Raw genomic sequence first — 22,493 nt, 5'->3', positions numbered from 1 at the left:
ACCTTGCCATTAAATTTAATCAACATTATTGTTAGTTAAACTCAATGCTCTTAATGGTAGGTATGATATTCTCATACCAATATTTTCAAAACTTCTTGTACCATTGCTTAAGCTCGGCTTATCTAATTGTTCCAATTGGTCAACCTTTAATGGATAGCCAATCATCATATTTTGAATTTTATTATTATGAAAGAATGCGAAAGTTGGTGTTCCAATAAAAGCATAAGGCTTTAATGAATTATCAATTTCATTAAGCTCATTAGTGGTTGCATTGTTTAGGCTTTCTTCCATATTAATATAATAGACGGGATAATCTGTTTTACGAATAAATTTCTTAAGATATCTAGATTCTGCCCGCCAATACGGACAATCTTTGAAACCAAAGTAAACAATAAAATCTTGTTTAGAATTTTTAACTAGGGACAAGTATTCAGTTGAAGTAATTTGCTTAGTTCGTTTAATCTTTCTAAGATAGCGATCTACTGAAACTTGCCGAATGGGATACACTGTTTCTTCAGCAGAGACTTGATGTGAAGGAAAGATAGAAAGTGCTAAAAGTAAAGTGAAAGCACTCATAATTAAATATTTAATTAATTTTTTCATTTTTAACTCCTAAATTGATAAAGCGCTTTCGATATTTAATACTATAAATAAATTAAGGCATATTATAATAAAGTTGCTTGTATTACTTGTTAGTCTTATGTTTAAAATTATTTGGTGGTTCAATCATAAATAAAATTCCTGCGTCTATGGGAATTAAAGAATCACTTATATTATTATAATTGAAAAATAAATAAATTAGTCCACTAAAAAACAAGACAATTCCTATTAATTGCAATCCTTTTTGATAGATAGTCATATCTTCTTTTTTTACTTTTTCAGTATATTTACAGTGGTTAGAAAAAGAAAAAATCTCAAAAAAACTTCCGATTATTAAAAAACTTCCAAAAAGAACAAAGCATATATATTTATTTACTGTAAATAAGAAAATGATTCCAATCAAAATTTGAACTAAACCAAAAATTCTCATTGCTTGACTATTGGTTAGTTTATTTTCAAACATATTTTTAACCTTTCCATCAATAAAAGCACACAAAAATACTTTTACGTGTGCTTTTTGTTAATTATAATTGATTATCCCATATATCCTATTCCTGCACCAATAGCAGCACATGCGGCTAATCCCCGCTAATTAAGGTGCATTAAAGTAAAATTGCTCGTATTACTTGTTAGTCTGATGTTTAAAACTATTTGGGGGTTTAATCATAAATAAAGTTCCCGCATCTATGGTAATTAAAGAACTACTAATGTTCTTGTAATTGCAAAATAATAGATTATAAAAGTTACTTTAGAAGCAAAAAATAATACTTTTGCCTGAAAATCACTTAAAAACAAATATTATAAAATTAGCCAAATTAAACCAATATCAAATGCAAGTAAAATTGAAAACAATTCTTTGTGACAAAGTAACTCTAAAATTCCAATCAAAAGAAAGCACATTCCAAAAAAATTACTTAAAATGACCTGACTTTTTCCTTTAAAAAAATCTTTCTTAGAAACTGGTTTAAAAATAGAAATTCCGAAAATGAGAATTGAAAAAGATAGAAAGAATATTAGAAAATAAATTTTTTTATTAGAATTAAGTGTCGCAAAACAAAAGACACTTATTATAATTTGAAGAAAACTAATTAATCTTAATCTTTCTTTAGTAGTTAGCTTAGTTTTATACATATAACATCCTGTCTTCGTGAATTAACGCTTGTGATGCTTGTAAGTCAAGTAGCCAGCACCAACAGTAGCTACCGTACCACACGCTGCCATTCCCCAAGGATCAAAAGGAGAACACAAACCAGCAGTAGTTCCACCAGCCGATAAAGCATTGTTAAATACATCTCCCCAATTATTTCCACCAATAATGTCAACTAGTTCTTCTTGATTAAGAGTTTTGTAATTATTCATTTCTTAACTGGAGGTAGGATTAATAAACAGAATCCAAAATCCATTGCTAGTAAGCCAGAACAAGGGTCTTTTATTATAATTATTGTAATTAACCCAAGAAGACAGGAAATCATTCCTAAAATTTGATCCCCAGTGTCTATCGCAGACATTTCATCTTTTTTTGCATTCTTTTTAAATGATATCCTAGGAGAAAAGGACGCAAAGAAAAATAAAATTGCACATAAAATAAAAATCATAAAATATACAAAATGATACTTTTTGCTTTCAATGAATAGAAATATTATTCCTATAAATATTTGCATCAAACCACAAAGAAAAAAAGCCAACTTATTAGATAATTTGTTTTCGAACATATTAAATTCCTACTCTGTTTAATGATTTAATAAACAAAAAAGCATATATATACTTTTTACTGTTATTTTTTAATGTTGTAATTTTCTTCAATTAAAATATATAAAAATTTTATGACTATATATAGTTTTAGAAATACAAATTTCATATTAAAGCGCTTTTAAAAAAATGTCAATAATTATTTTATTTTTTAAAATTTAGTCGTCTTCAAAGTTTATGAAAAAGGAAAAAGGGGAAGATAAATGGCAGGTTATGCCTAAAGAAACGAAGAGCAAGCGTGATTTAAGGAGCAATGAATTGTTTGAAAGTAGTATTACTACATTAGAACTAATACTTTTCCTTCTCCAAAGGCCAAATTTAGAGCAATTGATAAATTTTGCGGCATTAAGCTCGGTACTACCGAAAAAACTTACCAGCACGCTCATCCATCTACTTATTTTCTTGACAGACAAAAGAACTATGCAGCCAAGCCTATGTTTATTCGTGGTGATTTAGAATAGGTCAAAAAAATATAGTATTAATCAGCTCCATGACGGACGTTATTAAGTTTTATGAAAAGTTCAATGCTACGAGAGCACTCAGATAAGATGATTTAAAGTATTTGGTTTCTTTAGAAGAGCTTTTGCTAAAAAAGTAGCAAAGAGGAGAGAAGCAAATGGGCGCCAATCAGGACATAGCAGAATCGAAGCAAAATATTATTGCCTATAGGATTTATGACTTTATTAATGTGACCAATATTGAAGAAGGCGAAGTATATGAGCGTGAATGTCAAAGAATCTATGAACAGGTCAAATATCAATGGGCTAGTGAAAAGAAGAGCCAAGATAAACATCTTCTAGAAATCCAAGATTTTTTTGATAAGTAATCAATGAAATCAAGCAAATCTTATAATATCCCTGAATTGATTTTTGATTTCAGGTGTATTACTATGGTTAGCTTAATTGAGCTGAACCGGAAAAGTTAGCTGTTATGCAACAGATGTGTACTTTTGTGCACTTTTTTATTAAATGTTTTCACTATTTTATTAAGAAATCGCTTGCATTCAATGGTGATTAAAGTATAATAAAGCAAAAGTACAGCCTAGGAGTACTTAGAAAAACGTCAGAGCTATAAATACTGTTAGGAATGAAAATATGAAAAAATTATCTACATTGCTAATAGTAGCTGGTACAGCTGTATCACTGACAGGAGTTCCAGCTATTATCAAAGCAGCGCCAGTCGATTCAAGTTCAAAAATACCAAATAGCGGGTACGTAGCACTTGATGATAATAATAAAATCATTGAAAGCTCTTCACCCACTTTTACATCAAGTTCAACCAGAAATTCAGATTCAAATAAGTTGACCCCACGTTCACCAAGCTTTCCATGGTGGCCGCATAGTCGCTGGGTTTATTATTCAGACCATAATAACTATCTTAATGGCTATAAATGGATGCATTCAAATTATTACCATGACAGTGAAAGGCATTCCTCTACGGCAGCTGTAGGCAATGGCAGTAAAAAACGTGTATTCGCAGGAGCTGGCAAGTTTTCATATGCTACTGCTGAAGGATATGGAACTGGAAAAGCTTGGTATTGGGCACCATATGAATAAAGAAGCATCGTAAAAAATTGAAGTAATATTACTAAAGGCTATATATGAATTTTTGGATTTGTATATGGCTTTTTGTTTATTGAGAGAAACATGGAGAAAATATGTTTAAACAGTTTTTAAAGTCAGTTTTAGTGATTACTTCAACTATTACAGTTTTTCTTTGGCTATTTTTTATAATTAATCAGCATAATATAGTAAAGAATCAAAGTAGAATTAATCTTGATAATTTCTATATTCAATTAGGATTACCTATAAAATCTACAACTAATGAAGAATATAGAAAAATAATTATAGATATAAGTAAAACAGGTAGAGAACTGAATGTACCTTTTCTAAAAATGGCGAGCTATAAAGGCAACGGTCTAAATTCTAAAAAAGTTGATTATGCAAAATATGTTGATAATACAGTATTTGAAGTAAGCAATTTGAAATCAAGTGCGTTGACCAAAATTTTTAATATTAAACTAAAAAATGGAAAAGAATATTCAACAAAAAAGTTAAAAAACAGAGTATCACTTATTAAATATAGTAATGCAGATTTTACAATAAAAGAAATAAGTACGCGTAAACTTCCTATGACTAGAGAAGGGATATTTTATTTACAAACTTTAGACGTCAATGTAGTTAAAAAATTCAGAAAAGTACTTAGTAAGAAATTAAATACAGACTTGGGCATTAAACTTACAGAGAATGATTTTAGGGCAGCAGCTCTGCCGAGTGTTGATCAATCAAGTTTAATTAATTTTCGTCAGTTAGCTGTTACTATGACTTTTTTTCAGTTAATAGTAATTATGATTTACTGCTTATCAATTACTAGGGATTTAGGGATTTATCGATTGCTTGGGTATACAATTGCCACTACTTTGAAGCACGTAGCACTACCATGGCTAATATTAGGTTCAGGAATAGGGTTTGTGTTGGCATCGATTTTTGAATTAACTAAACGACATTATGAACTAATTTGGCCCATGTTTTCTTTAACTTGTATGATAATGATTGCTTTTAGCTTAGTTATATATTTGGTAGCTATGTTACTGAAAGCACTGCCTACTAGCAGGCTATTAATAAAACGTACCTATGCTAAAACAGCATTTATTCTTTTGTATATTACGAAGGGAATATTGTTAACATTCGTTTTAGCATCTGCATTACCACTAGGCGATTTAATGTATCAATATTTGATTACAAGTAGCAGCAATAACGAATCTTCGGTTTACAATGATTATGCTACTTTCTTTCCATCTATAATCGGATATAACCAAGAGGATTTGATCAATCCAGAAAATGAAATCAAATTATTGAACGGTGCTATTTACTCACATGTAAATAAGAATGGTGGCATTTTAGTTGATACCACGGGAATAACAGGCCCAAATAGTAAAGGGAGACAGCAGTATCAACTTGTAACAATTAATTCAAATTACTTAAAATTTAATCCTATATATAAAAGTAATGGAACAAGAGTAAAAGAAAACGATGTTAATAACCAACCAAGTATTTTACTATCTAACAAATTTAAATCAAATGTAAATTTACAAGAACAAATAAATAAGTATCTATATAAAAACTTTAAGATCTATAAGGCTAAAATAATATATGTTAAGGACAATCAAACAATTATTGATGAAATGGGGGAAAAAGTAAAAAAATATGGATATATCTATGTAAGATCATCGCATGCTTTTAATAGATACGATAATATTTTTACCGGAGATGGTAAAGATCCGTTAAAGGTAGCATTACACGGGAAAAGTCCACAAGAAGTATATAATACTGAATACAAAAAATTGCTTGAAAAATATAATTTAGCGGATAATTACCCTCAGCTAATTCGTGTAAGCGATATACAATTAAATTTACTACAACAAAAAGAGGGCAATACTATATCTAACATTATTTCAATTATAATAACGTTAATGTCTTTTATAATTATATCTTTATCGTTGATATATTTGTATTTTTATGTTTTTGGACGTACCTATGCAATTAAACAGACTTTAGGTGTTTCCATTTTTAAAAGTAGTATAGGATTGTGGCTATTATGGATAGTTCAAATTATATTGGCTATAATGTTTACTTTCAGTAACGGGCAAGTTAATATTTCAGGTGTTATATTATTGGCATCTGCAATATTCATTGACTTTTTAGTGGACTTGGTTAGTTTAAAAGTGTTTGCGAAAAATTCAATAAGGAGATTATTAAGTGAATAATATAATTGAGTTAAAGGGAATAAATAAAAGCTACAGAAGGAAAAAAGTTTTATATAATTTAAATTTAAAAATTAAAAGCAGTGAGCTCACAACTATCTATGGAACTAGTGGATCTGGGAAGTCGACTTTACTTAATATAATTGGTTTATTGGACAAGGCGGACACCGGAGAATTAATGCTCTTTAATAAACCTGCACCAAAAATCAATAGTACAAAATCCAGAATACTTTTAAAAACTAAGATTAGTTATCTTTTTCAAAATTATGCGTTACTTAATGATCAAAGTGTTAAAAGAAATTTGAATTTAGCAAGAATAGACACGAAGGAATCAAACGCTTCCTTTGAAAAAAGAAAATTAGAGTTATTAAATCAGTTAAATATCAAAGTAGATGAAAATGTAAAAGCTGGATTGCTATCAGGCGGTGAACAACAACGTATATCTTTTGCAAGATGTTTGCTAAAACCATGTGAATTAATTTTGTGCGATGAACCAACTGGATCACTTGATCCAAAAAATAGAGAGATTATCTTTGAGGCACTAAAGTTTGCAAAAAGCAAGGGTAAAACTGTTGTAATAGTATCGCATGATCCTTATTTTATTAGAAACAGCGATACTTCGATTGATTTACTATCAATTATGAAAAGATGAAGGAGCAATTATGATTGTTAGATATTATACTAAATGGAAGCTTGTAGCACTTATAATACTTGGCATAATTGCTAGTACGCAAAACATTGTGATGGCTTATGTGCTAGAAACTATGACAAATGCATTAGCAGACAAAAATTTGCATGAGCTACCTCGTATGTTTTTAGTTGCGCTAATTTTATTCTTAATCGTTTTAGTAGCTGAGTTAGGCTATAATTATTTAAAAAATGATGCTGTTAGGAGAGTCAATACCCTTTTGAGAACTAAAATTCTAGCAGGAATGTTAGAAACTTCTAAAGAAGATAATGCTTCAGCTCTAGGCTTTTTAACCAATGATTTTAAATTATTAGAAACTAATCGGTTTAATGCTGAAATTAATATTGCCTTTTATTTTGTGACGGTGGCAATTTCATTAATTTATGCAATATATATTAATATGATTTTGACGGTATTTTTTCTAATCGGTTCTACGCTTCCAATACTAGTTTCAGCTTTATTACAAAAGCCAATACGTAAAGCTTCAAAGCAGTGGACTGAAGCCAATAGTAAGTATGTTAGTCAAATAAAAAATATCTTAGCAGGAACGGATTCATTAAAGTTATATCACAAGCAAGCCAATGCTGTTAATGAAAATTTACCAAAAGTTTCAAGATTAGAACAAGCGCTGTGTAAGATGAATTTATTGAGCAATAATATTCATACAGTTGTAGGCTTTGTAGGAATTTATGGTACATTTGTCATTCCAGCCTATTTAGGTGGGCTAATGGTATTACACGGGCAAACAACGATGGGTGTTCTGTTTGCAATTGTTCAATTATCAAATTCTTTTATTAATCCGCTTATGCAAATTTTAGAAGAGCGCAATCACTTATCAACGACTCAAGATATTGTAAAAAAGGTTAATTATTATTTGGATCTGGCAGCTACCAAGGAATCAGCAGCCCAATATACTTTCCATAAACAAGTGAATTGGCAAAATATCTGTCTGGTAAGGGATAAAAAGCAACTTTTCAGTGGGCTTAATTTAATTATTAATCCTGGAGAAAAGATAGCAGTTATTGGGCCTTCTGGTAGTGGTAAGTCTACTTTGCTCTATTTTCTGATGTCTAATAAATTTGGGAAAGCATCAAATATTTTGCTTGATAATCAAGAAGTCAAAGCTAATCAAATATCTAATCTATTTGCATATTCCAGTCAAGCACCAGTTATTTTTGCTGATACACTTTGGTTTAATTTAACCTTAGGTGAAAAATTACCTGTGACCGAAGTTGAACAAGTTTGTGAGCAACTAGAGTTAAATACTATGGTAGAAGAAAAAGGTTTTGATTATCAATTAGGGGATAATGCCGACAAGCTATCTGGTGGACAGTTAGCGAGAATTGAATTAGCAAGAGCAATTTTATCGAAACGTCCAATTTTATTACTTGATGAAATCAATGCTTCACTTGATCAAGCAACTTCAGCCGCAATTCATCAGATATTATTGCATTCAAATTTAACCTTCGTAGAGGTAATTCATCATTATCAAATTGCTGATTTAGACAAGTATGATCAGGTAATTAATTTAGCGGATTATCAAGATAGGTAAATAATAAAATGTCTAACCTTTTCGTTGCACTGCATTTGTTAGAGATTTTGATCAGAAAAATAGTCTTATTTAACTTAATATACTAAGATAAAAATTATAAAACTAATGAGTAAGTAGCTAATCACTCATAGGTTAGGAGAAATTAGCCTATCTAATGAGGCTAAACTGAAAGGATTAATTATGCTAAAAGAAGCTTGCGTTGAAAATTTTACTGCTATTCCCCAAATGATTGCTGCTGGTGCAACAAGAATTGAACTTAACAGTGATTTAGCTCAAGGTGGACTTACACCATCATTTGGTGTAATGAAACAAGCAATATTATATGCGCACCAACATGGCGTAGCAGTTGTAGTTATGATTAGACCACGTAGTGGTGATTTTGTCTATAATGAAACGGAATTAAATATAATGATTAATGATTTGCAGCTAGCTGCCTTGTTAGATGCTGATGCAGTCACCTTTGGTTGTTTGAAAGAGTCAGGGGTACTTAATTGCGAACAGATGCAAAAATTAATTACTTTAGCTCAGGAACTGAATTTAGAAGTGGTTATGCATATGGCATTTGACCAACTACAATTGGCACAGCAACATTCAAGCTTAGATTGGTTGGCAAATCATGGTGTGAAAAGGATTTTAACTCACGGTGGACCACTAACGGAGCCAATTGAAACTCATCTTGCCCATTTGAGCGAATTGATTACTTGGTCAAAGGGGCAAATAACGATTTTGCCAGGAGGAGGAATTACCGTTGATAACTGTAATCAAGTAGCGCAATTACTGGGAGTTAATCAAGTTCATGGTACAAAAATAGTGATTAAATGAGTAGGCTATCAGATAGCATAAATTAAATTTAAAATTAGCAAAAATAGATATTAATTTAAAGATGAACATATTTCATCTTTTTTATTTGGCTTATTTTTCTTGCACATATGATTGTTAATAAACAAATCTAGACGTAATTAAAATTATATCCTGACAATTACGCAAAATGGGTAAAACTAAAAAATAACATTTTTATAATTTGAGCCTCTTCTTTGACAACATTTACCAAGCAACGTAAATTAAAGGTAACTAGTTATAGATAGGATTGATCAAAAAGGATAGGACACAAATATGAAAAATATGGATATGGGGCATGAACAGCACCTAAAGCAAGCAGATCAAAAAGATAACATGCAAATGAAAAATGATTCTCAGCAAGCGATGAGTGACCATAAGATGATGATGCATGGTGGTCAGATGATGCAGATGGGAAATTTAAAGCAAAAATTTTGGTGGTCTTTTATTTTAGCACTACCAATTTTATTGTTATCACCAGCAATGGGATTTAATTTACCATTCCAATTCTCTTTTCCGGGTTCAGATTGGCTAGTGGTTATTTTTGCTACTATTTTATTTTGGTATGGGGGAGAAATATTTTTACGAGGAGCTTATGCGGAATTAAAGCAAAAAAAGCCAGAGATGATGACGCTAATTTCCTTAGGGATTGTCACTGCGTATCTTTATAGCGTATACGCCTTTATTCAAAATAATTTGGTACACAGTCAAATGAAGGTAATGGACTTTTTTTGGGAATTAGCAACTTTGATTTTGATTATGCTCTTAGGTCATTGGATTGAAATGACTTCTGTGATGAAGGCTAGTAGTTCAGTTCATGACTTAGCAAAGTTATTGCCAGATAAAGTACATGTACAAACAAGCAATCAAATTGAAGAAATCAAGATTAACGATGTTCAAAAACAAGCAACAATCATTGTAAAACCTGGTGAAAGTATTCCTTTAGATGGCATAATTATCAGTGGTTCGAGTACTGCTGATGAGTCTTTAGTTACCGGTGAAGCAAGGCAAATCACCAAGCAAAAGGGGCAGCGAGTAATTGGTGGTTCAATCAATGGCCCAGGTACGCTGACTATCAAAGTTACCCAGACGGCTAATTCTGGTTTTCTGGCTAGTGTCAATAAGTTAGTTCAGTCTTCACAGGCAGATAAATCGAAATTGCAGACTAAGGCAGATCAAGTTTCAGGTTGGTTATTTTATGCTGCATTAATAATTGGACTTTTGGCTTTGATTGTTTGGACTAGTTTTCAAGGAATCGCTAATGGATTAGAGCGGATGGTGACCGTTTTAGTAATTGCCTGTCCACATGCCTTGGGACTGGCTATCCCATTGGTAAATGCTAAGAGTACTGCTCTTGGTGCTAAACATGGTCTACTTATTCGCAATCATAATGCAATAAGTTTAAGTTCCAAAATTAATTATTTATTGCTAGATAAAACGGGAACATTAACTCAAGGAAAGTTTCAAGTTCGGCACTATGCTAGTTTAACTAATAAACTTGATTCTAACCAAGTCTTGACCATTATGGCATCGCTAGAACAGGATTCAACTCATCCTTTAGCTCAAAGTATTTTACATTATGCTCAATCTAAAAAGATAAACCTACTGCCATTAACTAATAGTCAGAACATGACAGGTGCAGGCGTCAGTGGAACTATTGAGCAGCACACTTATCAACTAGTTAATGAAAAAGCAGCACGCAAACAAGTCAGTAATTTTCCTAAGCTAGCAGCTGATAAAGATACAATTAGTTATCTCATACAAGATAGTCAACTTTTAGGTTATATAGCAGTGGGGGATCAGATTAAAGCATCAGCTTTTACTTTAATTAAGCAAATTAAAGAACGTCAAATCACCCCCGTAATGCTAACTGGTGACAATCAAAAAGTAGCTGATAATGTAGCTCTTCAACTTGGAATTGATCAAGTTTATGCTGAACTTTTGCCTCAAGATAAAGAAAAGGTAGTTAAAAAACTACAATCTGCAGGTAATAAGGTTATGATGGTGGGCGATGGCATCAATGATGCTCCTAGTTTAGCTAAGGCTGATATTGGAGTAGCGATTGGGACTGGGACTGATGTTGCAGTTGATTCTGCTGATGTGATTTTAGTCAATAGTGAGCCAGAAGCAATCATTAGTTTCTTGGACTTAGCACAGAAAACGCAAACCAAAACAATTCAAAATCTCTGGTGGGGGGCAGGTTATAATATCATTGCCTTACCCTTAGCTGCTGGAATTTTAGCACCATGGGGCTTAGTTTTACCGCCAGCGGTAGGCGCAATTTTAATGTCACTGTCAACAGTTATTGTTGCAATCAATGCTGAATTTTTAAAAATTTAAATAAATAGCAATTATTTTTAAATATTGAAATAAAAAAATATAACAGGTATGATATTCATGAAGATAAGTCATGATAATTTTTAATAGTAAGGAGAATTACAATGAGCGAAGCAGAATATCGTATTGAAAGTGACACAATTGGACCAGTTAAAATTCCTCAAGATGCTTTATGGGGGCCACAAACTGAAAGAAGCCGCCACAACTTTCCAAGTGGGGAATTAATGCCCTTAGCGATTATCCGTGCTTTTTTAAATTTGAAAAAAGCCGCTGTAGAGTCAAATGTTGAAGTTGGTGATGAGCCAAAAGAAAAAGGTGAAGCAATAGAAGAAGCAATCAATCAATTACTTGCCTTGAATGACACTGATTTACGTAAAGATTTTCCATTGCACGTTTTGCAAACTGGGTCAGGCACTCAGAGTAATATGAATGTAAATGAGGTTGTAGCTAATTTAGCTAATAAATTACATCCTGGTTTAAATATTCTACCCAACGATGACGTAAATCGAGGCCAGTCATCAAATGATACTTTCCCAACAGCTATGAATATTGTGGCAGTTGAGGCCCTTGATAAGTTGGAGCCGGCTGTGCAACATTTAATTGCTGAATTAAAAATTAAGCAAGACAAATACTGGCAGACAGTTAAAGTAGGACGTACCCACTTGCAAGATGCAACTCCAATTACTTTTGGTCAAGAAGTATCGGGTTACATTTCTGCATTAAAGCATGATCTAACTTATATTCAGAAATTGAAGCCAACACTTTACGAATTAGCAATCGGTGGTACTGCTGTAGGCACTGGCTTGAATGCAGCAGCAGGCATGACTGAAAAAATTGCTACTAAGTTATCTAAAATTTATGGGCATGAATTCAAAGTTGAAACAAATAAGTTTTGGGGGTTGGCACATCATTCTGGTATTGCAGTGGTTCACGGGGCCCTTAAGACTTTGGCCGACGACATGTTTAAAATTGCACAAGATATTCGTTTCTTGGCATCAGGTCCGCGCGCTGGATATCATGAACTAAATATTCCAGCTAATGAACCTGGTTCATCAATCATGCCGGGTAAGGTTAATCCTACTCAAGCAGAAGCAGTTACGATGGCGGCTGCTAAAGTTTTTGGTAATGATACTACGATTACCTTCACTGCCGCACAAGGTAATTTTGAGATGAACGTTTACAAAACAGTGATGATTGCTGCTTTTCTGGATAGTTGTGATATTTTGACAGGAACAATTACTGGTTTTGCTGATAAGATGATTGCTGGCTTGACTGTAAATTCGGAAAAGATGGATGAATTACTGGAAAATTCATTAATGACCGTTACAGCTTTATCCCCCCACATTGGTTATCATGCTGCCGCTAAAATTGCACAGGCAGCTGATCAAGAGGGTATTACTCTAAAAGAAGCTACCCTTAAGAGTGGTAAAGTTTCAGAAAAGCAGTATGATGAATGGATGGATTACATGCAAATGACTAACATTGATCGTACTAAACCAGAAGACTAGTGAAATACAAGAGGAGAATAATTTAAATGGCAAAATTTGTCTTTACCCCTAATCAAAGTACTGAAATCGCTAATTATTACGACGCAGTTATTGTCGGTACTGGTGGTGCCGGGTTAACTGCAGCCATTCAAGCCCATGAATTAGGCTTGCAAGTTGCAGTTTTTGAGAAAAATACTGCTTTAGGTGGTAATACAATGCGCGCTTCTTCAGGCATGAATGCATCTGAGAGCTTAGTTCAACTAGCTGAAGGAATTATTGACGATAAAGAAGATTTCTATCAAGAAACGCTTAAAGGCGGCGGCCTTATGAATGATCAAGAATTATTGCGTTATTTTGTCGATCATTCAGCAGCAGCTATTGACTGGCTTTTAAACCATGGAATTGAGCTAACTAACTTAACTATTACTGGTGGAATGAGTAAAAAAAGAGCTCATCGCCCGGCATCAATGGCACCAGTTGGTAATTATTTAATTACTAATGCCTTAAAACAAGTTCAACAAGCAAAAATTCCAGTGTTCAATAATGCTGAGGTAATAAAATTATTACAAGATAAAAATAAAAATGTGGATAGCGTTGAAATTAAAACTGAAGATGGGGTTAAGACTGTTAAAACTAAGGCAGTTTTACTTGCTTCTGGTGGTTTTGGTTCTTCAAAGGAATTAATTAAAAAATACCGCCCAGATTTAGTTGATTACAAGACAACAAACCAACCAGGCGCAACTGGAGATGGACTAAAACTAGCTAATCAGGTTGATGCCCAATTGGAACAGATGGATCTTATTCAGGTTCATCCTACAGCTCAAACTGACACTGATCACGTGTATTTAATTGGTGAAGGCCTACGTGGTGAGGGTGCAATTTTAGTCAATAAATCGGGGAAGCGATTTGTTAATGAAATGGATACGCGAAAAATTGTTTCTAATGCTATTACAGCTTTGAATGAAAATGGTGCTTACCTGATTTTTGATCAAAGTATTCGCAATAATTTTACCGCGGTAGAGTTTTATGATCATATTGGCTTAGTTGAACACGGTACAAGTTTAACTGATCTTGCTCAAGCAATTGGTGTTGCTAGTTCTAATTTAGAAGCAACTGTTAAAACTTGGAATACAGCTGTAGATAGCAAAGTCGACAAAGAATATAGTAGAACAACTGGCATGGAGCGCGCGATTAATCAGGGCCCATTTTTTGCCATTCATATTAATCCAGCTATTCACTATACAATGGGTGGAATCCATATTAATTCTAAGACTGAAGTTTTGGATACTAATGGAAATGTGATTAATGGTTTATATGCTGCTGGTGAAGTTTCTGGTGGCCTTCATGGCAATAACCGAATTGGGGGAAACTCTGTCGCAGAAACAGTCGTATTCGGACGTCAAGCAGGAATGCAGATGACTAAATTTGTTCGCAATAAAAAATAAAGAATAAAAGTTAATTGCTGGGTTTAAGTAAACTAAGTAATTAACTTTTTTATTTATCTAAGTTTTAAAAATATTTTTAAATTTTAAAAAATTTAAATTTAAATAATTTATTTTGAATATTGCAAATAGAATAATTCAATTCTATAATTAAATATGTAAAGGATTACATTTTTTCATAAATTGAAAGGAAAAAACTATGAATAGAAAAGTGTTACTCGTTGGTGATGGGGCAGTTGGGTCAACTTTTGCCAATGACTTATTACAACAGACACATGTTAATGAATTAATTATTGCCGATGTTGTTAAAGAACGTCCAGTTGGCGATTCTATGGATCTTGAAGATATCACCCCCTTTATTGGTGACTGTAATATTCATCCTGGAGAATATTCTGATGCAAAAGATGCAGATGTCGTTGTAATTACTGCAGGAATTCCCCGCAAACCTGGCGAGACTAGATTAGATCTTGTTAATAAGAATGCTGCTATTTTAAAGAGCATCATTGAACCGGTTGTAGCTTCTGGCTTTAATGGGATTTTTGTTGTGTCGGCTAACCCGGTAGACATTTTGACCACCTTAACCCAAAAATTATCTGGTTTTCCGAAAAATAAAGTTATTGGAACGGGAACTTCACTTGACTCAGCTCGTTTACAAGTAGAGTTGGCCCAAAAATTAAGTGTTCCCATCGCTAGTGTTAATTCAATGGTGCTTGGTGAACACGGAGATACATCATTTGAAAACTTTGATGAATCAACGGTAGCGGAAAAGTCTTTACGCCAGTACAGTGCAATAAATGATCAAGTTTTAAGCGAAATTGAAACTGATATCCGGCAAAAGGGTGGCAAAATCATTGAAAATAAGGGTGCTACTTTCTATGGAATTGCCATGATGTTGGCTCAAATTGTTAGTGCAATTTTAGATAACCATGCGATTGTTTTACCATTGTCAGCACCAATTAACGGTGAATATGGCATCCAGCATGAATTATATTTAGGAACGCCAACTGCAATTGACGGTTCAGGAATTAGTCACGTAATTGAAGCAAATTTGTCAGATCGCGAAATTAAGAAAATGATTAATTCGGCTGATAAAATGCATGAAATTTTGGTCAATATTAAGGTAGATTAAGCATAAAGAAGGCATAAGTATGCAAGTTGGAAAAAGAATATTTTTGAAAAGAGAGCTACCAGACAAAAATCTCATTGAAAAATATAAAAAATTACCATCATCTAATGTAGCAGATTGTATGAATCGAAGAGGAGCAATGGCTCCGCGAATCAAATTAATGTCTAAGCCTAAAGCGGAAATGTGTGGGCCAGCTTTTACAGTTCATAATCGTCCTGGAGATAATTTGACAATTTATGCTGCTTTAAAATATTGTCATGAAGGTGACATTATTGTGATTGATAATGAAGGCGATAATACTCGAGCTGTTATTGGTGAAGTAATGATGACTTGGCTACGTGACCAAAGACATGTAGCAGGGGTTGTGGTCGACGGACCAATACGTGATATTGATAGTTTGCGCAATTGGGACTTGCCTATTTATGCCGTTAGTACAACACCAAATGGACCATATAAAGAGGGCCCAGGCGAAATAAATGTTCCAATTTCTTGTGGAAATATTAGTGTTAATCCGGGTGACTTAATGCTAGGGGATGCAGATGGTGTTGTTAAGATTGCTCGCGAAAAAGCAGCAGAACTTTTACCTATAGTAGAAAAATTTCATCAAGAAGATGAGGCCAAGGCTGCTAGCTTTCATAATGGCACCGGAAATATAGATTGGCTTGATGAAAAATTAAAGAATAAAGATTATAAAATTATTGACGATATTTATCGCCCGTAACTAAAAGGGAATAATGATGAAGACGTTAGAAAAAGTAAATTATAAAGGTTTTATTTTGCCATTAATAATTGGTATTGCTCTGTGGTGCTACACGCCACTAAGACCAGCTGGATTGTCTGTTCAAGCTTGGGAAATGTTTGCCGTTTTTGTGGCGACAATTATAGGTTGCATTACTAAGCCCTTACCAATTGGGGGGACAACATTATTGGGCTTGATTGTAACTGTTTTGGCTGGTTTAGCCCCAATTAAAGATGAAGTAAATCCTAAAACAGGAGTGGTTACTTCCGGAATACTGAGTGCATTTAGTAATTCAGCTTCTTGGCTGATTGCGATGGCTTTTATTATGGCATATGGTATTAGTAAGACGGGGTTAGGGAATCGGATTGCTTATTGGATGATTCGACGCTTTGGTAAGCGCTCAATCGGTATCGGATATGCAATAACTGTTTTAGAATTAATTCTTGGGGCATTAATCCCTTCCAATAGTGCACGAACTGGTGGAGTAGTCTGGCCAGTTACCGAATCAATCTCTAAAGATTATGATTCTCTACCTAATGATTCGTCTCGTAAGAAAATCGGAGCTTATTTAAGTTTTACCGCTTTTCATGCCAACATCTTATCAACTGCGTTGTTCATTACCGGTGCGGCGCCCAATATGGTGGCTTCACAGATGGCGTCGCAAAAAGGTTATACGATGACTTGGATTGGCTGGTTCACAGCAGCTATTGTTCCAGTATTAATTGCCACTGCTGTAATTCCGATAGTTATCTATAAAATTTTCCCACCAGAAGTTAAAGAAACGCCTAACGCCAAAAAATGGGCTGACGATCGTTTACAAAAAATGGGAGCGATTACTAAGCCTGAGAAAATTATGTCAATTGTTTTTTTACTAGCTATTATTTTATGGGTTTTATCTGGAATTTTTGATATTCCCCAATTAGATTCAACTTTCATTGCTTTTTTAGCAGTCGGATTACTGCTTTTAACCGGTGTTTTGACAATGAAAGATGCTTTAAATCAAACTGGAGCATGGAATATTTTAATTTGGCTTTCAATATTGGTTTTTATGGCTAGTAAGTTGATTTCATTTGGCTTTATTGACTGGTTCTCTAAAACTATTCAAAGTGGATTGCATGGCATTAGTTGGGGTATTGTCTTAGCCATTTTAATTGTATTAATGTTTTATACGCATTACTTCTTTGCTAGTGGTACTGCCCATATGACTGCTTTATATTTACCGTTTTTGTCAGTAGCTGTTGCAACTGGTACTCCGTTGGCCTTAGCTGCAATGTTACTAGCATTTACTGGTGCAATTAATGCGTCGACTACTCACTATGCCAACGGTCCCGCTTCGATTTTAGCTACTACTGGCTATATTAAGCAAGGTGAATGGTGGAAGTACAACTTTGTTCTAGGCATCATTTATTTGGTTATTTTTGGTGGAATTGGGACAATTTGGATGAAAATGATTGGAATGTGGTAGATGATTCATCAAGCAGATTTAATAACCAATGATGGTATAAGAATTCATTATTATGATACTCAATTAGATAAACAACCATTATTAGCTATTCCAGGTATCGGTGGATCTGCTTTACTTTGGGAAAAAGCATTGGAACAGTTTCAGTCAAAATTTAGAATTATCATTATTGATCCACGCAATCAAGGTAAGTCTGCAAGAACTTTTCAAGGGCAACGAATTAGTCGGCATGCAGCAGATTTAGCTGAGTTAATTCAAAAGTTAGATTTATCCCATATTATTGGCATTGGCAATTCAATGGGAGCTGCCAATTTCTGGGCGTATATTTCTATCTATGGTTCTGATAGATTAAATGCACTAATTGATTTAGACCAGCCACCCAAGATGATTAACGATTCAACTTGGAAGTTTGGTTTTAAAGATTTAACATGGGCTAACTTTCCTGATTACTTAAAGCTTGATTTTGGTAGTGGTATTTATGCTCAAATAGACGATGAGATGTTTGAAAAAGCACATCAGTTTGCACAAAAATATCCTTATTTTCCAAAAAGTAATTATTTGTGTCGAATTAATCATGCGGAACAAGATTGGCGCGATGTGTTAGTTAATTTGAAAATTCCAATGCTAGTTTTAGCTGGAAAAAATTCCCCTTTCTTTAATTATCATTTTGCTTATAAAATGACTGAACTCAATTCTCAAATTAGCGCTAAAATTATTCCTGAATGTGGACACATTATTCAAGCTGAGCAACCCAATGTTATGTATGAAGAAGTACTTAATTTTTTGGTTGAAAAGGAAGTGACTTAATGGATAAAGTAGTAGATTTATATTTGAATAATTCAGCGACAAAGAAAAAATGGCAAAATTTTTTGTTAAAAATGGGTATAACTGATTTTGGCCTACGTGAAATAGCGGCAATTGATCATACTTTAGCCCTAATTGATGAAAATGGTCAGCTGGTTGGCACGGGTAGCATTGCAAACAATGTTTTAAAGTATATTGCGGTATGTAATCAAGACGCCGTCCCCGGTGCGCGCTTTAATCAGATGGTAACTGCCTTGCAGCACTACTTATTTGATCAGAAAATATTTCATAGTTTTGTATTTACAAAAGCAAAATATGCTACTAGTTTTTCACATTTAGGTTTTTCAGAATTAGCACATACTGAACATGCTGCCTTTTTAGAAAGTGGGATTCCAGATATCAACGACTTTATAGCCGCAATACCTAAAATTGAAGATCAATCTAATAAACAAGTGGCAGCAATTGTCATGAATGCCAACCCGTTTACTTTGGGACATAGAAAGTTAGTTCAGCTGGCTAGTCAAGAAAATGACTTAGTTTATGTATTTGTTGTAGCGACTGATCTTTCCTTGTTTAAAACAAAAGAACGAATGCAGTTGGTCAAAAGCGGAACTAGCGATTTGAAAAATGTCTTAGTAGTAAGCGGTGGTGATTATATGGTTTCACAGTCAACTTTCCCCGCATACTTTTTAAAATCTTCGGCTGATTTAATTACAACCCAAACAGATATTGATGCTTTAGTTTTTAAAAATTTTATTGCACCTCAGTTAGCAATTAAGCGCCGTTACTTAGGGACGGAACCATTCTCAAGAACAACTAACTTTTATAACCAAAGCTTAACAAATAAGCTAAGTTCCTTAGTAAATGTTAGAATTGTTAATCGATTTCAGATTAACGGAAAAGTAATAACTGCAACCCGTGTGCGACAATTAATTAAGGAAGACAATTTGACAGCCATTTCAAACTTTGTACCACCGCAAACAATGCAATTTATTTATCGTCAAAAAGAAGTCCTACAAGCTAGAATTAAGGAAGGAATAAATATTAATGGAAATTAAGACAATTGGTGTAGCAGGCACCTTGGAATCATCAGATATTCAAATCATGATTTCTAAGGGTACCAATGGAATTCAAATTGATTTGGATTCAGAAGTTATTAAAGCCTATGGTGATCAAATTAAAGAAGTAATTATTACTACCCTAAAAAAATATGGTGTTCAAAATGCTAAGGTTAAAGCTACTGATAAAGGAGCACTTGATTGTGTAATTGCTGTTCGAACTTTGACGGCAGTCCAACGTGCTACAGAAACTTCAGATCAACCTAAATTGGAGGTATTGTAATCAATGACTTATGTAAAAAATCGTCTACGTCGAACAATGATGTTTGTTCCAGGTAACAACCCTTCTATGATTAAGGATGCTGGTATCTATGGTGCAGATTCCATCATGCTCGATCTGGAAGATGCGGTTTCTTTGACAGAAAAAGATGCAGCACGAATGCTAGTTTATAATGCTATTAAAACTGTAGACTTTGGTGGAGCCGAGATTGTAGTTCGGATTAATGGTCAGGATACACCATTTTATGATGAAGATGTTAAAGCAATGGTTCGCGCCGGTGTTGATGTGATTCGTTTGCCTAAGACTGAATCAGCTGCAATGATTCAAAAACTTGTAAAAGATATGGAAGTAGCTGAAGAAGAATATGGTGTTGAAAAAGGCTCAATTGGTGTTATGGCCGCAATTGAAAGTGCAAAGGGAGTATTAAATTCCCAAAAAATTGCCACAGCAACTCCTTTAATGATGGGACTTGCCGTATCGGGTGAAGACTATACAGCTGACATGCATACGCGTCGTTATCCTGATGGACGTGAGTTAGAATTTGCCCGTAATATGGTTTTACAAGCTGCTCGAGCAGCGGATGTTTATGCCTTTGACACAGTTTTTTCAAATATGAACGATCCTGAAGGGTTTTATCGTGAAACCAATTATATTTATAAATTAGGTTATGATGGAAAATCATTAGTTAATCCGCGGCAAATAGAGATGGTCAATAAAGTTTTCAATCCCACAAAAGATGAAATTGAAAATGCGATGGCGGTTCAGAGTGCAATTCGTGAAGCTAAGGCTAAAGGTTCCGGCGTCATTTCAATGAACGGTAAAATGGTCGATAAGCCAGTTGTTGAAAAAGCTAATCGGGTAATTGAGACAGCTAAGGCATCAAGTTTGATTAACGAAGAGGGTAATTATATTGGAAAATAAAGTAAAGCGTAATTTACCAGATAATCTAATGTCAGAAATGGGTTTAAAGCCTTTTGAAACAGTAGATATTGGCAATCCCGAAGTAAACAGGGTAGCACCTAAAGTTCGAGTTACGACTGGTGCAGATAAAGTCGTTAATTCGCTTGAAGAAGTAATTAAAAGAACCGTGCAAGATGGAATGACTATTTCATTTCATCATCATTTTAGAAATGGTGATTTTGCTTTTAATAAAGTAATGGATTTAATTATTAAATTGGGGTACAAAAACTTAACCTTAGCCCCATCCTCTTTGACCGGAATTATGAACGATAAGGTTATTGAAGCCATTAAAAAAGGAGTGATTACGGATATCACTTCTTCAGGAATGCGTGGCAGTTTAGGCGATTTCATTTCTCATGGTGGGTTGAAAAAACCAGTTATTTTTCGTTCACACGGTAATCGAGCTCGATCCATTGAAGAAGGAGAAATTAAGATTGATGTTGCCTTTTTAGGAGTGCCAAATGCGGATCCAGCTGGTAATGCCAATGGTCAAGAGGGAGACGCTATTTTTGGCTCACTTGGTTATGCTTTAATTGATGCCCAATATGCTAATAAAGTAGTATTGTTAACTGACAATATTGTTGATTATCCCAATACACCAGCTTCAATTAAACAAACTCAAGTCGATTATGTTGTCAAGGTTGATCAAATTGGTGATGCTGATAAAATTGGTTCCGGTGCAACTCGTTTTACTAAAGATCCTAAAGAATTAAAAATTGCTCAAATGGTTAATCAAGTAATTGTTAATTCGCCATACTACAAAGAAGGCTTTTCTTTCCAGACTGGATCAGGTGGCGCAGCATTAGCTGTTACTCGCTACTTGCGGCAATCAATGATTAATGATGGTATTACAGCATCTTTTGCCTTAGGTGGTATTACTAAACCAACTACCGATTTGCTTGATGAGGGTTTAGTTAAGAAAGTTATGGATGTGCAGGACTTTGACAAGGGTGCTGCTGCATCAATGGCTAAGAATAAAGATCAACAAGAAATTGATGCGTCTTGGTATGCTGATCCACATAATAAAGGTGCGGTAGTCAATAATTTAGACATTGCAATTTTATCTGCTTTGCAAATTGATACCGACTTTAACGTTAATGTAATGACAGGATCTGACGGAGTTATTCGTGGAGCAATCGGTGGACATCAAGATGCAGCTTCAGCGAAAATGACAATTATTACTGCGCCACTTGTTCGTGGTCGAAATGCTACTGTAGTTCCAGCTGTTGAGACAGTTGTAACTCCGGGAGATTCAATTGATGTTTTAGTAACGGAACGCGGAATTGCTATTAATCCAAAGCGGCCAGATTTACTTGCTGCTTTTAGTAAAGTAACAAATCTAAATATTATTGATATTAAAGAATTGCAAAAAATGGCTGAACAGCAAGTTGGTAGCCCAAAGGCACTGGAATATACTGACAATACAGTTGCTCTTATCCAATACCGCGATGGTTCAATCATTGATACTATTAAGCAAGTTAAAGAATAAAATTTGCCATAAAAATTTTAAAAAGCAGCTTTCGATTTTAGTTAAATTCAATTAACAAATTTAAGTATGTTTAATAAAATTCATTTGGCAACATCAATATAGCGAAAACCTAACAAAAAT

Annotated in this window: 21 protein-coding genes; 17 read left to right on the top strand and 4 right to left on the bottom strand. The window is 33.9% G+C overall.

Features of this window, described 5'->3' with window-relative positions:
• Positions 1–15: 15 nt before the first annotated feature.
• From F5ESL0233_RS04120 to F5ESL0233_RS04100, 4 genes are all read right to left on the bottom strand, one after another.
• Complete coding sequence (locus F5ESL0233_RS04120; RefSeq protein ID WP_122058892.1) at positions 16–603, bottom strand: pediocin PapC-like protein; 588 nt, start codon at positions 601–603, stop codon at positions 16–18.
• An 82-nt stretch (positions 604–685) separates the two neighbouring features.
• Complete coding sequence (locus F5ESL0233_RS04115) at positions 686–1,063, bottom strand: hypothetical protein (RefSeq protein ID WP_122058890.1); 378 nt, start codon at positions 1,061–1,063, stop codon at positions 686–688.
• Between the two features lie 689 nt (positions 1,064–1,752).
• Positions 1,753–1,959 (bottom strand): bacteriocin, encoded by a 207-nt coding sequence (locus F5ESL0233_RS04105; RefSeq protein ID WP_122058886.1) that lies wholly within the window; start codon positions 1,957–1,959, stop codon positions 1,753–1,755.
• Positions 1,956–2,312, bottom strand: coding sequence for a hypothetical protein (locus tag F5ESL0233_RS04100; protein ID WP_122058884.1), 357 nt, complete (start codon positions 2,310–2,312; stop codon positions 1,956–1,958). The genes F5ESL0233_RS04105 and F5ESL0233_RS04100 overlap by 4 nt, the downstream gene beginning before the upstream one ends.
• A gap of 653 nt (positions 2,313–2,965) precedes the next feature.
• On the opposite strand from F5ESL0233_RS04100, the gene F5ESL0233_RS04090 reads away from it, so the two are divergent.
• From F5ESL0233_RS04090 to citF, 17 genes are all read left to right on the top strand, one after another.
• Complete coding sequence (locus tag F5ESL0233_RS04090) at positions 2,966–3,175, top strand: hypothetical protein (protein WP_122058880.1); 210 nt, start codon at positions 2,966–2,968, stop codon at positions 3,173–3,175.
• 268 nt (positions 3,176–3,443) lie between these two features.
• Positions 3,444–3,905: a lactococcin 972 family bacteriocin gene (locus F5ESL0233_RS04085; protein ID WP_122058878.1), complete on the top strand. Its 462-nt coding sequence runs from the start codon at positions 3,444–3,446 to the stop codon at positions 3,903–3,905.
• Between the two features lie 101 nt (positions 3,906–4,006).
• Positions 4,007–6,115, top strand: coding sequence for a hypothetical protein (locus F5ESL0233_RS04080; protein WP_122058877.1), 2,109 nt, complete (start codon positions 4,007–4,009; stop codon positions 6,113–6,115).
• A complete protein-coding gene (locus tag F5ESL0233_RS04075; protein ID WP_122058875.1) occupies positions 6,108–6,764 on the top strand; it encodes an ATP-binding cassette domain-containing protein in 657 nt (218 codons plus the stop codon). The genes F5ESL0233_RS04080 and F5ESL0233_RS04075 overlap by 8 nt, the downstream gene beginning before the upstream one ends.
• 10 nt (positions 6,765–6,774) lie before the next feature.
• Complete coding sequence (locus F5ESL0233_RS04070; protein WP_122058874.1) at positions 6,775–8,352, top strand: ABC transporter ATP-binding protein; 1,578 nt, start codon at positions 6,775–6,777, stop codon at positions 8,350–8,352.
• A 180-nt stretch (positions 8,353–8,532) separates the two neighbouring features.
• A complete protein-coding gene (locus F5ESL0233_RS04065; RefSeq protein ID WP_122021721.1) occupies positions 8,533–9,174 on the top strand; it encodes a copper homeostasis protein CutC in 642 nt (213 codons plus the stop codon).
• A 291-nt stretch (positions 9,175–9,465) separates the two neighbouring features.
• On the top strand, positions 9,466–11,529 hold the full coding sequence (locus tag F5ESL0233_RS04060; RefSeq protein WP_199692573.1) for a copper-translocating P-type ATPase: 2,064 nt from the start codon (positions 9,466–9,468) through the stop codon (positions 11,527–11,529).
• Between the two features lie 101 nt (positions 11,530–11,630).
• Positions 11,631–13,034, top strand: a complete 1,404-nt coding sequence (locus tag F5ESL0233_RS04055) for a class II fumarate hydratase (protein WP_122058872.1) — start codon at positions 11,631–11,633, stop codon at positions 13,032–13,034.
• Between the two features lie 26 nt (positions 13,035–13,060).
• Entirely contained in the window at positions 13,061–14,458 is a 1,398-nt protein-coding gene (locus tag F5ESL0233_RS04050) for a flavocytochrome c (RefSeq protein ID WP_122058871.1), read from the top strand.
• A gap of 196 nt (positions 14,459–14,654) precedes the next feature.
• A complete protein-coding gene (locus F5ESL0233_RS04045; protein ID WP_122058869.1) occupies positions 14,655–15,584 on the top strand; it encodes an L-lactate dehydrogenase in 930 nt (309 codons plus the stop codon).
• A 19-nt stretch (positions 15,585–15,603) separates the two neighbouring features.
• Positions 15,604–16,302 (top strand): RraA family protein, encoded by a 699-nt coding sequence (locus tag F5ESL0233_RS04040; RefSeq protein ID WP_118896541.1) that lies wholly within the window; start codon positions 15,604–15,606, stop codon positions 16,300–16,302.
• Between the two features lie 16 nt (positions 16,303–16,318).
• Positions 16,319–17,785: a DASS family sodium-coupled anion symporter gene (locus tag F5ESL0233_RS04035; protein ID WP_122058868.1), complete on the top strand. Its 1,467-nt coding sequence runs from the start codon at positions 16,319–16,321 to the stop codon at positions 17,783–17,785.
• On the top strand, positions 17,786–18,589 hold the full coding sequence (locus tag F5ESL0233_RS04030; protein WP_122058866.1) for an alpha/beta fold hydrolase: 804 nt from the start codon (positions 17,786–17,788) through the stop codon (positions 18,587–18,589).
• On the top strand, positions 18,589–19,644 hold the full coding sequence (gene citC / locus F5ESL0233_RS04025; RefSeq protein WP_122058865.1) for a [citrate (pro-3S)-lyase] ligase: 1,056 nt from the start codon (positions 18,589–18,591) through the stop codon (positions 19,642–19,644). The genes F5ESL0233_RS04030 and citC overlap by 1 nt, the downstream gene beginning before the upstream one ends.
• Positions 19,634–19,927, top strand: a complete 294-nt coding sequence (citD, locus tag F5ESL0233_RS04020; RefSeq protein WP_122058863.1) for a citrate lyase acyl carrier protein — start codon at positions 19,634–19,636, stop codon at positions 19,925–19,927. Before citC ends, citD begins: the two co-directional genes overlap by 11 nt.
• A gap of 3 nt (positions 19,928–19,930) precedes the next feature.
• Positions 19,931–20,845 (top strand): aldolase/citrate lyase family protein, encoded by a 915-nt coding sequence (locus tag F5ESL0233_RS04015; RefSeq protein ID WP_122058862.1) that lies wholly within the window; start codon positions 19,931–19,933, stop codon positions 20,843–20,845.
• A complete protein-coding gene (gene citF / locus F5ESL0233_RS04010; RefSeq protein ID WP_090092039.1) occupies positions 20,835–22,373 on the top strand; it encodes a citrate lyase subunit alpha in 1,539 nt (512 codons plus the stop codon). Before F5ESL0233_RS04015 ends, citF begins: the two co-directional genes overlap by 11 nt.
• The last annotated feature ends 120 nt before the right edge of the window (positions 22,374–22,493 follow it).

This window comes from Lactobacillus sp. ESL0233 (assembly GCF_003692995.1).
In the GTDB taxonomy this organism is placed as follows: domain Bacteria; phylum Bacillota; class Bacilli; order Lactobacillales; family Lactobacillaceae; genus Lactobacillus; species Lactobacillus bombicola.
The sequence above is the reverse complement of the archived record's forward strand: the minus strand, read 5'-3'. Positions and strand labels throughout refer to the sequence as shown.